At 70.8% G+C, this 13,357-nt stretch carries 10 protein-coding genes; 7 read left to right on the top strand and 3 right to left on the bottom strand.

Annotation, left to right across the window (positions count from 1 at the left end; translation table 11 throughout):
• Together ABD908_RS14155 and ABD908_RS14150 are read left to right on the top strand one after the other, a co-directional pair.
• Window positions 1-2,300, top strand: a 2,300-nt coding sequence (locus tag ABD908_RS14155; RefSeq protein ID WP_344996862.1) for a DEAD/DEAH box helicase, incomplete at its 5' end; no start/stop codon positions are given.
• The gene (locus ABD908_RS14150) at window positions 2,297-3,169 is read left to right on the top strand and encodes an SWIM zinc finger family protein (RefSeq protein ID WP_344996859.1); all 873 of its coding nucleotides are present in this window, start codon (window positions 2,297-2,299) and stop codon (window positions 3,167-3,169) included. The genes ABD908_RS14155 and ABD908_RS14150, both read left to right, overlap by 4 nt.
• Here the strand turns inward: ABD908_RS14150 and ABD908_RS14145 are convergent.
• Complete coding sequence (locus ABD908_RS14145) at window positions 3,155-4,735, bottom strand: succinic semialdehyde dehydrogenase (RefSeq protein ID WP_344996856.1); 1,581 nt, start codon at window positions 4,733-4,735, stop codon at window positions 3,155-3,157. The two genes, ABD908_RS14150 and ABD908_RS14145, sit on opposite strands and share 15 nt — an antisense overlap.
• An 87-nt stretch (window positions 4,736-4,822) precedes the next feature.
• Here ABD908_RS14145 and ABD908_RS14140 point away from each other — a divergent pair, with 87 nt between their 5' ends.
• The gene (locus ABD908_RS14140; RefSeq protein ID WP_344996852.1) at window positions 4,823-5,842 is read left to right on the top strand and encodes an LLM class F420-dependent oxidoreductase; all 1,020 of its coding nucleotides are present in this window, start codon (window positions 4,823-4,825) and stop codon (window positions 5,840-5,842) included.
• Between the two features lie 211 nt (window positions 5,843-6,053).
• Here the strand turns inward: ABD908_RS14140 and ABD908_RS14135 are convergent, their stop codons facing one another.
• Complete coding sequence (locus ABD908_RS14135) at window positions 6,054-6,932, bottom strand: MurR/RpiR family transcriptional regulator (RefSeq protein WP_344996849.1); 879 nt, start codon at window positions 6,930-6,932, stop codon at window positions 6,054-6,056.
• A gap of 5 nt (window positions 6,933-6,937) precedes the next feature.
• On the bottom strand, window positions 6,938-7,765 hold the full coding sequence (locus tag ABD908_RS14130; RefSeq protein WP_344996846.1) for a class II glutamine amidotransferase: 828 nt from the start codon (window positions 7,763-7,765) through the stop codon (window positions 6,938-6,940).
• A 121-nt stretch (window positions 7,766-7,886) separates the two neighbouring features.
• Here ABD908_RS14130 and ABD908_RS14125 point away from each other — a divergent pair, with 121 nt between their 5' ends.
• From ABD908_RS14125 to ABD908_RS14110, 4 genes are read left to right on the top strand one after another with little or no spacing between them, the layout of a single operon-like run.
• Complete coding sequence (locus tag ABD908_RS14125) at window positions 7,887-9,230, top strand: type I glutamate--ammonia ligase (protein WP_344996843.1); 1,344 nt, start codon at window positions 7,887-7,889, stop codon at window positions 9,228-9,230.
• A gap of 54 nt (window positions 9,231-9,284) precedes the next feature.
• The gene (locus tag ABD908_RS14120; protein ID WP_344996840.1) at window positions 9,285-10,826 is read left to right on the top strand and encodes an APC family permease; all 1,542 of its coding nucleotides are present in this window, start codon (window positions 9,285-9,287) and stop codon (window positions 10,824-10,826) included.
• On the top strand, window positions 10,823-12,160 hold the full coding sequence (locus ABD908_RS14115; protein WP_344996837.1) for an aspartate aminotransferase family protein: 1,338 nt from the start codon (window positions 10,823-10,825) through the stop codon (window positions 12,158-12,160). The genes ABD908_RS14120 and ABD908_RS14115 overlap by 4 nt, the downstream gene beginning before the upstream one ends.
• The gene (locus tag ABD908_RS14110; RefSeq protein WP_344996835.1) at window positions 12,147-13,331 is read left to right on the top strand and encodes an amidohydrolase family protein; all 1,185 of its coding nucleotides are present in this window, start codon (window positions 12,147-12,149) and stop codon (window positions 13,329-13,331) included. Before ABD908_RS14115 ends, ABD908_RS14110 begins: the two co-directional genes overlap by 14 nt.
• Window positions 13,332-13,357 lie beyond the last annotated feature (26 nt).

Raw genomic sequence — 13,357 nt, 5'->3', positions numbered from 1 at the left:
CGCTCGCCGCTGCCCTGCGAGCCGGGGACGACGTCGGTGCGGGGTTCGTCGGGCCCGCCCGCGCGGTGTTCCGGCTCTCCGCCGCGGAGGACGAGGCCCCCGACGAGGCGGCGCCGTGGCGGCTGGACTTCCTGCTGCAGTCGACGGCGGACCTGAGCCTGCAGGTCCCCGCCGAGCAGGTCTGGGACGCCGACGGCGGGCTGCGACGGTGGCTGGCGTCGCCGCAGGAGTTGCTGCTCGGCGAGCTGGGCCGGGCGAGCCGCATCTATCCCGAGCTGGCCGCCGGCCTGCGCACGGCCCGGCCGAGCGGCATCGACCTCGACCTGGACGGTGCGTACCGGTTCCTGATCGAGGTGGCGCCCCTGCTCGACGATGCCGGTTTCGCGGTGCAGCTGCCCTCCTGGTGGAACAGACGCAGCCGGATCGGGCTGGCCGCCAAGGCATCCGGCGGGACGTCCGTGGACGGGGTGGTGCAGAGCGAGAGCCGGTTCGGGCGTGATCACCTCGTCGACTTCCAGTGGGGCCTCGCCGTGGGCGACGACACGTTGACCGATGAGGAGGTCGCGGCGCTGGCCGAGACCAAGGCGCCGCTGATCCGGTTGCGCGGGCAGTGGGTGGCCGTGGATCGGGAGCAATTGCGTCGCGGGCTCGAGTTCCTCGCCCGCACCCCGCCCGGGCGGCGCACCGTCGGCGAGGTGGCGGCCCTGGCTGCGGCCGCCGGCACCGACGCCGGCCTCGATTCGGGGCTCGACGTCACGACCGTCCAGGCCGACGGGGCTCTCGGCGACCTGCTGTCCGGCGCCGCGCCGCAGACCCTGGCCCTGCTGGACCCGCCCGCCGGATTCACCGCCACCCTGCGGCCCTATCAGCGCCGGGGCCTGTCCTGGCTGGTGTTCCTGTCGCAGCTCGGGCTCGGCAGCTGCCTCGCCGACGACATGGGCCTGGGGAAGACGGTGCAGTTGCTGGCGCTCGAGGCCACCGAACGCGCTCGCGAGCCGGCGGCCGGACCCACGCTGCTCGTGTGCCCGATGTCCCTGGTCGGCAACTGGCAGCGGGAGGCGGCCAGGTTCGCCCCCGGCCTGCGCGTGTACGCCCACCACGGGCCGGCTCGGCCGCGCGGCGACGCCCTGCGGGCCGTGATCGCCGAGTCGGACGTCGTGGTCACCACCTATTCCACCGCCACCCGCGACATCGCCGAATTCAGCGAGATCGACTGGAAGCGAGTGGTACTCGACGAGGCGCAGGCCATCAAGAACAGCCTGTCGAAGGCCGCGACGGCGATGCGCCGGCTGCGCGCGCACCATCGCGTGGCGCTCACCGGCACCCCGGTCGAGAACCGGCTCGCCGAGCTGTGGTCGATCATGGACTTCCTCAACCCGGGGATCCTCGGCTCGCGGGAGTTGTTCAAGGCCCGGTACTCCGTACCCATCGAGCGGCACGGTGCGGCGGAACCGGCGCAGCGCCTGGTGCGCGTGACCCGCCCGTACATCCTGCGCCGCCTCAAGACCGACCCCACCATCATCGACGACCTCCCGGAGAAGATCGAGACGGTGCAGCGGTGCCGGCTCACCGTGGAGCAGGCGTCCCTGTACCAGGCGGTGGTCGACGAGATGATGGCGCGCATCGAGGATTCCGACGGGATCGAGCGGCGCGGCAACGTCCTGGCGGCGATGGCCAAGCTCAAGCAGGTGTGCAATCACCCCGCACAGGTGCTGCACGACCGCTCGACGGTGGCGGGCCGATCCGGCAAGGTGACGCGGCTCGAGGAGATCCTGGAGGAGGTCCTCGCCGAGGGCGACAGGGTCCTGTGCTTCACGCAGTTCACCGAGTTCGCCGAGATGCTGGTGCCGCACCTGTCCGCGCGGTTCGGCGTCGACGTCGCCTATCTGCACGGCGGTACCGCGAAGAAGGCGCGCGACGAGATGGTCGCGCGGTTCCAGAGCGGCGAGGGGCCGCCGATCTTCCTGCTGTCGCTCAAGGCCGGCGGCACCGGCCTCACCCTGACCGCGGCGAATCATGTGGTGCACCTGGATCGCTGGTGGAACCCCGCGGTCGAGAACCAGGCGACGGACCGGGCGTTCCGTATCGGCCAACGCAAGACGGTCCAGGTGCACAAGTTCGTGTGCACCGGCACGCTCGAGGAGCGGATCGACGAGATGATCCGGGACAAGCAGGCGCTCGCCGATCTCGTAGTGGGGGACGGCGAGGGCTGGCTCACCGAACTGTCCACCGCCGACCTGCGGTCCGTGTTCGCACTCTCGACGGAGGCCGTCGACGACGCGCAGGAGGTGGCCCTGTGAGCCCGAGTCGAGGCGGCGGTTGGTATCCGCCGGCGTCGAAGCCGCGCGCGGTGCAGGGCGGGCTGGCGGCGCGGAGCAGACGCGGCGCCATCTCGCAGACCTGGTGGTCGGAGCGGTTCATCGCCGTGCTCGAGGGCATGGGAATGGGGTCCCGGCTGCAGCGCGGCAAGGCCTACGCACGCAAGGGCCAGGTGGTCTCGCTCGACATCGCGCCGGGCGCCGTCGATGCCGCGGTGCAGGGCAGCCGCGCCCGCCCGTATCGCGTCCGGATCGGCATCGCCGCGTTCGGCAAGGAGCAGTGGCGGCGGGTGGAGCAGCACCTCGCCGAGAACGCCTGGTACGCGGCCAAGCTCCTGGCCGGGGAGATGCCCGACGACATCGAGGAGCTGTTCGCCGCCGTGGGGCTGTCGCTGTTCCCCGCGCGGGCGAACGACCTGACGCTGGACTGCTCATGCCCCGACTTCGCGGTGCCGTGCAAGCACCTGGCCGCGGTGTTCTACCTGCTCGCCGAGGCGTTCGACGACGACCCGTTCGCGATCCTCGCCTGGCGCGGCCGCGAGCGGGAGGACCTGCTGGACAACGTCCGTGCCGCACGAGGCGGCGTCGACGAGGCGGAGGCCGCCGACCGAGCCACACCGCTGGAGGATCTGCTCGACCGCTTCTACGAGCGCGTGGCCCCGGTGCACCTGCCCGCGGCGTCGGTCGCCGTGCCCACCGCCCTGCTCGATCAGCTCCCGGGCGTCGACGTCACCGTCCGCGGCGCCTCGCTGGTCGATGTGCTGCGTCCCCTGTACCTGGCGCTCGGGGCCGCCGACGACCCGGCGGAGGCAGCAGACCCGGACGAGCCGGCCCCGTCAGCGGATCCGTAGCCTGCGCATCCAGCGCAGCGTCTGCACCGTCTGCGCGACGTGCTGCTCGTACCGCACGCCCGGGCGCGGCAGCAGCAGCTGCTTGCGCAGCACCGCGACGTTGGCGGTGTCGGTGTACTTGAGCAGCCCGGCGTCGCCGTGCCGGACGCCCACGCCGGACGCCTTCCAGCCGCCCGACGGTGTCCCCTTGCTCGAGAACGACGCGGCGAAGCCGTCGCCGATGTTGATGTTGCCGGCCTCGAGCCGATCGCCGATCCGCCTGCAGCGCTTCAGGTCCGACCCGAGGATGCTGGCGTTGAGCCCGTAGCCCGTGTCGTTGGCTGCGCGCACGGCCTCGTCGTCACCGTCGAACCGCAGCAGCGAGACCACCGGTCCGAACGTCTCCGCGGTGGCGTGCAGCATGTCCGGGGTGACCCCCGTCAGGACCGTCGGCGCGTAGAACGCGGGCCCGATCTCCGGCAGCGACCGCCCGCCGCACAGCACCGTCGCTCCCTTGGCGACCGCGTCGTCGACGTGCGCGGCCACCCGCGCCAGCTGCTGCGGCGATGCGAGCGAGCCCATCTCCGACCGGTAGTCGTAGCCGGCCGCCACCCGCAGCGACTCGGCGGCGGCGACGAACCTACGGGTGAACTCGTCGAACACCCTGTCCTGCACGTACATCCGCTCGATGTGCATGCACGCCTGCCCCGCGTTGGCGAACACCGAGAACATCGCCGTGGGGATGGCCTCGTCGAGGTCGACGTCGTCGAGGACGATCATCGGGTTCTTGCCGCCCAACTCGAGGCTGCAGCCGATCAGGTTGCGGCCGGCCCGCTCCCCCACGGTCCGGCCGGTGGCGGACGAGCCGGTGAACATCACGAAGTCGCTCGCGTCGATCAACGCCGGACCCACGTCGGGCCCGTCGCCGCACACCACCTGGAACAACCCGTCCGGCAGGCCGGCCCGCCGCAGCAGCTCGACGCCGTACAGCGCCGCGAGCGCGGTCTTGTTGTCCGGCTTGAGCACGACGCCGTTGCCCGCGATCAGGGCGGGCGTCGCGTCCGACAGTGCCATCGCGAAAGGGAAGTTCCAGGGCGCGATCACGCCGATCACGCCCTTGGGGCGGTGTACCTCGGTCGCACTGCTGAGCACCGGTACGGGCCCGCCCCGACGGACCGGTCGCAGCAGTCGGCGCGCGGTCTTGAGGTAGTGGCTGATCACCATCGGCACATCGCACGACTCCTCGAACGCCATCCGCCGGTTCTTGCCGGAGCCCACCTGGATCAGGTCGGCGATGAGGTCGTGCTCGGCGAGGATCGATGCGTGTGCGCGCTCGAACACCGCGAGTCGACGGTCGAGCGGCCAGGCGGCCCACTCCCGCTGCGCCTCGCGGGCGGTCGTGAACGCGCGCGCGACGTCGGTGGGCGTCGACTGGGGCAGCTCCCCGATGTCCGCGCCGGTGAACACCTCGAGCAGCCGGTGGGGGGCACGCGTGCCGTCCGTGACGACGGTGCCGGTCAGGCGGGAGATCAGCTCCGGGGTGATCGTGGCGGGCATGGTGGAGCGCGCGACGCTGGGTGATGCCATGCCTGAACAGTAACGCGTTCTAGCTCTTGACGTGCTGGATCCGCCGATCCCGTCACCTGCTGATAGAACGTGTTCTACCATGGGGGCATGGTGGACCGCCCCGCGATCGGACTCAACCTCGGGTACTGGACCCGCGGTCCCGAGGACCACACCGAGACCGTGCTCGCCGCCGAGCGGCTGGGCTACGACATCGTGTTCACCGCGGAGGCGTACGGCTCCGATGCGTTCGGGGCGTTGGCCTGGTACGGCGCCCGCACCAGCCGGATCAAGCTCGGCACCGCCGTCGCCCAGATCCCGGCCAGGTCGCCCGCCGCGACCGCGATGCACGCGCTCACGATCGACGGCCTCTCGGGCGGCCGGTTCGTGTTGGGGCTCGGCGCATCCGGCCCGCAGGTCGCGGAGGGCTGGTACGGTGCGCCGTTCCCCAAACCCCTCGCGCGCACGCGTGAGTACGTCGACATCGTCCGGAAGGTGATCGCCCGCGAGGCGCCGGTCACCAGCGCCGGCCCACACTATCCGCTCCCGTACCCGGGCGGCACCCGCCTCGGCAAGCCGCTCAAGTCGATCGTCACACCGATCCGTGACCGCATCCCGATCCTGCTCGGGGCGGAGGGGCCGAGGAACGTGGCGCTGGCCGCCGAGATCGCGGACGGCTGGCTGCCGCTGTTCGTCGACCCGGAGCGGCTGGACGAGACGTTCGGTGCGTCGCTCGCGGGTCGCCCCGCCGGCTTCGACATCGCGGCGACGGTGTCGGTGGTGGTCCGGGACGATCTGGCCGAGGCGATGACGGTGGCGAAGGTCCCACTCGCCTTCTACATCGGCGGGATGGGGGCGCGGGAGAAGAACTTCCACCTCGACCTGATCGGCCGGCTCGGCTACGCCGCCGACGCCGCCCAGGTGCAGGAGCTGTTTCTGGCCGGGCGCCGCGCGGAGGCGATCGCGGCCGTGCCCGACGAACTCGTCGACGCCATCGCCCTGATCGGCCCGCTCGACCGGATCGTCGAGCGGCTCGACCGCTGGCGCGACAGCCCGGTCACCACGCTGCTGTTCTCCGGGGTGCGGGACGAGCCGACGCTGGGCCGACTGGCTGAACGGCTGCGCGGCTAGAGCCGGTCACCTGTCCGCGGCGGATCCCTCCTCCACCGGCGGGCAGCGCGGTTACCCGCACCGATCCACCTGACACACCCGCGTGTCCCCGAACTCAGCGCGAGCAACCGCGACACCGATCCCCCAGCGACATCGACCCCGCGACAGGAAGCACACAGCCGACCCTGGCCCTCGAACACCAGAACACACGCTTGACCGCGCGGCGTTGCGTCTAGGGCAGGAGCTCGTGTTCGCGCAGGCGGTCCCACAGGGCCAGGCGGGTGTAGGCGGGCTCTCCGAGTCGCTCGAGAACCACGTTGAGCAGTTGCTCGGTCAGCATGAACGCCGCGGTGTCGCTCTGGAACGGATGGTCGGTCGCACTGGTCACGTCGAGCACGACGTCGGCCCGGGGCGCGACCGGGCAGTCGAGACTGTCCGTGACGAGCAGCAGAGTCGCGCCACGCCGCGTCGCGGCGGCGGCGAGTTCCTGGGCGCTGCGCTGATACCGGTGGAAGTCGAACAGTACGAGGACGTCTCGATGGGACAGTTCGATGACCGCACCGAGGTCGCGCCCGCCCGGGTCGTTGAACATCCGCACCCCGGGCCGCAGCTGTTCGAGGTGTAGGCCCAGGTGATACGCACCGAGGTAGGTGAATCGACCACCGGTGAGCACGATCCGCCGCCCCAGGTCCGTGAGAAGGTCGATGGCAGCCTCATACGACGAATCGGGGATTCGGGCGAGGGATTCGAGCGCGCGTTCGGCCTGTGCGGTGCCGTCGCGGACGATCAGCTGGCGCGCGGTGCCGTCTCCGGCCGGTGCACCGAGCCGGATGAGCGGGCCTGACGAGTGCCGCGTCAGCTCCTCACGGAGAGCGCGTTGCAACTCGGTGAAGCCGGCGAATCCCAGACTCTGTGCGAATCGCAGCACGGTAGGCGGGCTCACGCCGGCCTGCTGTGCGAGTGCGGCCGTCGTCGACAAGCCGGCGCTCGGATAGTCGGCCAACAGCACGCGGCCGACCTGACGCTCGGCCCGACTCAACGCCGGCAGCGCATCGGCGACGCGCTCGGAGACCACGTGCACGCTCTCCTCGGTCGGGGCAGTGTCGTCCATGGACGTCAGTGTGTCAGTTGTTGCCCCGGCATCGGGTGATCCGCGTCGAGCTGTTCCGTGTGCCACGTCCGGTCGTCGAGGCCGACGGTGGTCACCGACTCGGCCGGTAGCGCCTCCCAATCGGCGCTGGCCACCCCCGTGGAGCCGACCAACACCGTGCCGTCCGGCTCGTGCCGCCACCGCATCGCGAAGTAGTCGTCGTTGTGCTCCTCGGGGAGGCCGTCGATCTCGGCGATCGTCTCGAGGTCGTCGGCTGCCAGCGAGCTGCGCGCGCTGGCGTGCACGACGACCAGCCGTTCCCGGTCGAGCAGGACGGCGTTCAGGCTCGAAAGCGGGAACGCGGAGCGCAGGCGGCGCACGACCCGGAGCGTCGCCTCCGGCAGCGTGAGCCCCGCGGCGAGTTGCTCCCGGATGAGCGCGAAGTACATCTCGCTGTCGGTGTCCCCGGTCATCGACGCGAGCGTCTCGGGCGACAGCATCGAGCGGATCCGCTCGATCGGCTTCAGCGACCCGTTGTGTTCGAAGGCGACCTCGCCGACCCGGAACGGGTGGGCGTTGCAGGGTTGGACCGGCAGGCCCATGGTCGCCCAGCGCAGATGCACCATCGCGGCTCGGCCCGGCACGGCGAGCATCGCGCGGAACTCGGGGTCGACGGCCGCCGACCGGGACGATTTGCGTACGTCCGGTGCGTCGCCGAAGCGGTCCACACCGGCCCAGCCCCAACCGTCGCCATGCAAGCGGGCGAGCGAGAGCAGACTTTCGATGCCCGCCTCGCCGAGTTCGCGATCCGCGGCTGAGACGTCCGGTGCGACGTAGGCGAACAGTCGACACATGGTGACCCCCTGGCGTGGATGAAATATCTATAACAATATCGAAGAATTTGATACTGATGAAACATTCATACCGGATGATGGGGTCACACCGATGTGCAACACGACCGATAGGCAGACGCATATGGACGGGAAGCCCGGCGATCCGGATGGCCTCGAGGTCGCTGCGCGGGAGCTCGAGCGCGGAGGCGTCTCGCTCGTGGTCGGCACCGCGCTCGATTTCGCCGGGGTGATCCGCAGCAAGGCGGTGCCGACGCGACGCCTGCGCAGCTTCGCAGAGACGGGGATGGGTGCCTCACCCTCCTGGGTCGTGTTCTGCGTAGACAACGGCATCGCGTTCACCCCGGCGATCGGCGTGGTGGGCGACCTGAGGTTGCGGCTGGACGTGCGCGCGCTCCGGGTGATCGGTGACGGCATGGCGTGGGCGCCGACGAGTTATCACGAGCAGGACGGCACCCGTTCGGCACTCTGCGCCCGCGGGCGACTGATCGGTGTCGAGCGACGGGCAGTGGGCGCCGGTCTCGCGGCGCTGATGGGGGTGGAACTCGAATTCACCATCGTCGCTCCGGACGGCTCACGTCTCGACCAGGGCGCCTGGGCCGCCTACGGTATGCGGTCCGTCGTTGCACGACGCGCGTTCCTGGTCGACCTGGCTCGTACCCTCGAGGATGCCGGCGTCGGGGCCGAGCAGATCCACGCCGAGTACGGCACCGATCAGTTCGAGGTGTCGCTCGCTCCGCTGCCGCCCGTCGCGATGGCCGACACCGCGATCCTGGCCCGCGTCCTGATCGGGCTGGTGGCGGACCGGCACGGCGTGGCGGTGTCGTTCTCGCCGCTGCCGTTCGCCGGCGGCTCGGGGAACGGGATGCACCTGCACCTCTCGCTCGCGCGCGACGGTCACAACCTGTTCGCCACCGGTTCGGGCCCGTACGGCATCACCGCAGAGGGCGGAGCGGCCATCGCCGGCGTGCTCGACGCGCTGCCGGCCCTGCTCCCCGTGTACGCCGGCTCGGTCGTGTCGTCGCTTCGGCTGAAGCCGGGTTCCTGGTCGGGAGCCGCCGCGTGCTGGGGGTTGGAGAATCGTGAAGCAGCCCTCAGGTTCCTGGCAGCCACGTCGGGAAACCCGCACGGCGCCAACATCGAACTGAAGATCGTCGACCCCAGCGCGAACCTGTACCTCGCAGCGATCGGGTTGCTCGGCTCGGCGCTCGACGGCATCGAGCGCGCCCTCCCGCTTCCCGCCGAGGTCTCCGGCGACCCGGCACAGACCGCTGAGTCCGCCCGGCTCCGGCTCGGTGCCGAACCATCCGCGGCACTCGACCGCCTCGCCTCGTCCCCCCTGGCCGCGGCGCTGTTCGGGCCGGACATCGTCGCCGGCGCCGTCGCTGTCCGTCGCCATGAGCTCACGACGCTCGGCGACGTCGACCCCGAGGCCGTCACCGATGCTCTCCGGCTCGCTTGGAGCTGAATCCGCTCCGCTCTCTTCGTCACCACGGCCATCAGCCCATAAGGAGTCCTTCCGATGACCAGCAACGATCTGGCAGACAGTCCGCCCAGCGATCACGCCGCCGCCCCCAAGCGCAAACTTCCCCTGTGGGCGGCGCTCGCGCTGTCACTTGCGACGGTCGGCCCCACACTTGCCATGGCCGGTAACGGTCAGGGCCTGGCCGGCAGCGTCGGCAAGTCCATCCCGCTCGTCTTCGTGATCGGCGCCGTCGGTGTCGCGTTGGTCGGGTACGGCTTCATGCGACTCACCCGGCACCTCAATCACGCCGGCTCCGCGTACGGGCTGATCGGCGGAACGATCGGTCCGCGCGCCGGGTTCTTCTCCGGCTTCGCGATGCTCGGGGCGTACGTCGGCTTCTCCACCGGCACCTTGGCGCTGGCCGCGGCGTTCCTGAACGCGCTCCTCGCCGGGCTTCAGCCCGGGGTCGCGCACCCGTTCCAGTTGCCGTGGCCGGCCGTGATCGTGGTCGGCGGTGTCGTGTCGTTCCTCATGGCCGGTCGCGACGTGGCGTTGATCGCGAAGGTCCTCCTGGCGATCGAGGGCGTGGGCATCGTCGCCATGATCGTGCTCGTCGTCGCGATCTTCGTCCACGGCGGCGCGAAGCCCACCGGCTTCGACTTCTCGACGTTGAGCCTGTCCGGAGTGAACGTCTCGGCGGTGCTCTCGGGTGTGGTCGCGGCATTCCTGTCCTACGCGGGCTTCGAGGCGTGTGCCTCGCTCGGCGAGGAGACCAACGACCCGAAGCGGAACATCCCGCGTGCACTGTTCGGTACGCTGCTGCTCATCAGCGTGCTGTTCATCGTGGTGATGTTCGCGCAGACGATCGGTTTCGGCACGAACGCGGCGGGGCTGAAGGCGTTCGCGAATTCCAGTAACACCCTCGGCGACCTCGGCGACACCTACATCGGCACGTGGTTCGGTGTGATCGCGGTGTTCACGGCGACGTGCGCGGCGTTCGGGTGCCACATGGCGACGGCCGCGACGTCCGGCCGGATGTTGTACGCGTTCGCCCGCGACGGCTTCGGGCCCGCCGCACTCGGCGTGCTCGACGCGAAGGGCGGTCCCCGGCGCTCGACGCGGCTCGTGGTCGTGTTCACGATGCTCGCGCTTGTGGTCAGCGCCGCGACCGGCTGGCCGGTCCTCGGTACGGGTAGCGCAGCGATCGACGCCTACACCTACTTCGCCACGGCCGGGGCGGTGTCATTGATGATCGCCTACTTCATGGTCGAGGTCGCAGCCGTTCTCTTCGTCAACCACCAGCGCTTCCGCCCGATGCACGGCGGCGGCGGACGGGTCCTGGGCACGCTGCTACCGACGCTCGGCGGGATCGTCATCGCACTCGTGATCTGGTTCAACGTGAAGGACTCCACCGGTGCGGCGGCCGACGGGCTCGTCGGACTGTATTGGTGTCTGCTCGGCCTGGTGCTCGCGTTCGCAGCGTCGAAGATCGCGAGACGGGTGGGTGCGCAGCTCGCCCGCGAGCTCGATCTACCGGGGCTGGGAAAGGAACTCGACCCGGTCCATCACGTGCCGGCGGCTGAGGAAGGGACCCGATGACGTCGCTCCTCGAGCGCGACGCCCGGGCGATCGCCGGGATCGAGAAGCTCCGTTTCTTCCCACTGGAGGTCGTCTCCGGACGAGGGGCCGTCCTCTATGATCCCGCCGGACGCGAACTCGTCGACCTGTCCGCCACGTGGACCGCGTCCGGGCTGGGCCATGGCCACCCCGCGCTGGTCGAGGCGGTCGCGGCCGCCGTCCGCACCGCGCCCGGATCCGGTGGGCTGTCGGCGATCCACCCCGATTCGGTCGGGCTCGCCGAGGATCTGCTCGACCTGGTCCCCGGGGGCGGCGAGCGCAGGGTGTACTTGGGGCACGCCGGCTCGGATGCGAACGACGTCGCTCTGCGTGCCTGCCGGAACGCGAGCGGGCGGCGGACGGTGGTGGCGTTCGAACACGGGTACCACGGCGGTCTGGGCTCGGCCATGGGGGTGTCTGGTCAGCAGGTCGATGCCGGACACACCGCCGATCCGGACGTGGTGTTCGTCCCCTACCCCAATCCGTTCCGGCCTGGGCCGGGTGGGCTCATGGCCGATGTCACGGCATCACTGGCCGCCATCGAGGCCGCTCTGTCCGGGGGCTCCGGCGGCGGGGCCGCGTGCCTCATCGTCGAACCGATCCTGGCCGACGGCGGACTTGTCGTACCGCCAGACGGGTTCCTCCGGCGGGTACACGACCTGTGTGTCGCGGCGGGAGTGCCGCTCATCTGCGACGAGGTGAAGATGGGGCTCGCCCGGCCGGGCACCCTGCACGCCTTCGAGCACGACGGTGTCGTGCCCGAGATCGTCACATTCGGCAAGGCGATCGGCGGCGGGTTACCGCTCTCGGCGACCGTCGGGCCCGCGGCGATCCTGGATCACCCTGCGGGTTCCGCCCTGCTCACGACGGCCGGTAACCCGGTGTCGACCGCCGCCGGACGAGCCGTGCTGCGCACGCTCGTGACAGAGGATCTCGCGGCGCGCGCCGACACGGCCGGTCGCCGGTTCCGTTCGCTCCTGGGCCGCATCGCCGACGGCCACGGTGCAGACGGCGGCCGGTCCGCCGAGCGGATCGGCGATGTGCGCGGTCGCGGGCTCGCGATCGGTGTCGAACTGGTGCGGGACCGCGACAGCGGCACGCCCGACCCGACGCTGGCCCAGAAGGTCGTCTACCGGGCCTGGCAACTGGGCGCCGTGGTGTACTACGTGGGCGGCAACGTCCTGGAGATCACCCCGCCGCTCGTCATCGCCGATGCGGAGATCGATCGCGCGGCCGACATCCTCGACCACGCGATCAGCGATGCTATCGGCGGCCGCGTGAGCGATGAGGAGGTACGTCCCTATGCCGGTTGGTGACATCGATGTGCTCGCCGGTCTCGACGGGATCCCCGACGGGCTGGCCGAGGAGGCGACCGAACTCGCGCTCATCGACCATCACGTGCACGGTTGCTTCGCGGACCCGATCGATCGCGCGACGTTCGAGGAGGCGTTCAACGAGGGCTCCCCCGATCCGATCCCGTCGTTCATGACCCAGTTCGACTCGCAGCCGGGGTTCGCGTTCCGCCGCTGGTGCGCGCCGCTGCTCGGTCTGGAACGGCACGCGGCGGCCGACGACTACTGGGCGGCCCGCGCCGCCCTGTCCCCCGCGGAGCTCGACCGCCGGCTGCTCGCGCGCGCCGGAGTCGAACACTGGGTGATGGACACCGGATTCAACACCCGAGCGATCACCGGGCCGGCCGAGATGGCCGCTGAATCCGGCGGCGCGACGAGCGAGATCGTGCGCCTGGAGGCAGTCGCCGAGTCGCTCCTGGCCGCGCGGCCGGGAGCCGGAGCTGTCGCGTCCGACTTTCCGGAGGACTTCCGTGCGGCGGTCGCCGATGCGGCCGGCCGCGCCAAGGGCTTCAAGACGGTCGTCGCCTACCGCACGGGCTTCGACATCGACTGGACGCCGCCGAGCGACGCCGACGTGAGCGCCGCGGTCGCCCGGTGGCAGGCCTCGGAGGAGGCCGTCCCACGGCTCGTCGATCCGGTGCTCGAGTCGTTCGTCGTGCACACCGCGGTGGCGACCCGGCTGCCCCTTCAGGTGCACGTCGGTCTCGGCGATCGCGATCTCGATCTGCACCGCACGAACCCGATGCTCCTGCTGCCGCTGTTGCGTCGACCCGGTGTGCGCGGTACCGCGATCATGCTCCTGCACTGCTATCCGTACCACCGCGAGGCCGGATACCTAGCGCAGGCCTTCGACGACGTGTACTTCGATGTCGGGCTCGGTGTGAACTACGTCGGCGCGCAGAGCCGCCAGCTGATCGCCGAGTCGCTCGAGCTGGCCCCGTTCGCGAAGCAGTTGTACTCGTCCGACGGGTTCGGGCTGCCCGAACTCCATCTCCTCGGGGCCGTGCTCTGGCGCCGCGGTATGGCCGAGGTGATGGGTCGCTGGGTCGCCGCCGACGAGTGGAGCGAGGCCGACGCGCGCCGGATACTGCGGCTGATCGGCGTCGGCAACGCCCGCCGGGTATACGACCTCTGATACCGGGTCTCAGGCGCCGTCGTCCC

This window comes from Tsukamurella soli, from assembly GCF_039541155.1.
GTDB lineage: Bacteria > Actinomycetota > Actinomycetes > Mycobacteriales > Mycobacteriaceae > Tsukamurella > Tsukamurella soli.
This window is presented reverse-complemented; position numbering and strand designations above follow the sequence as displayed.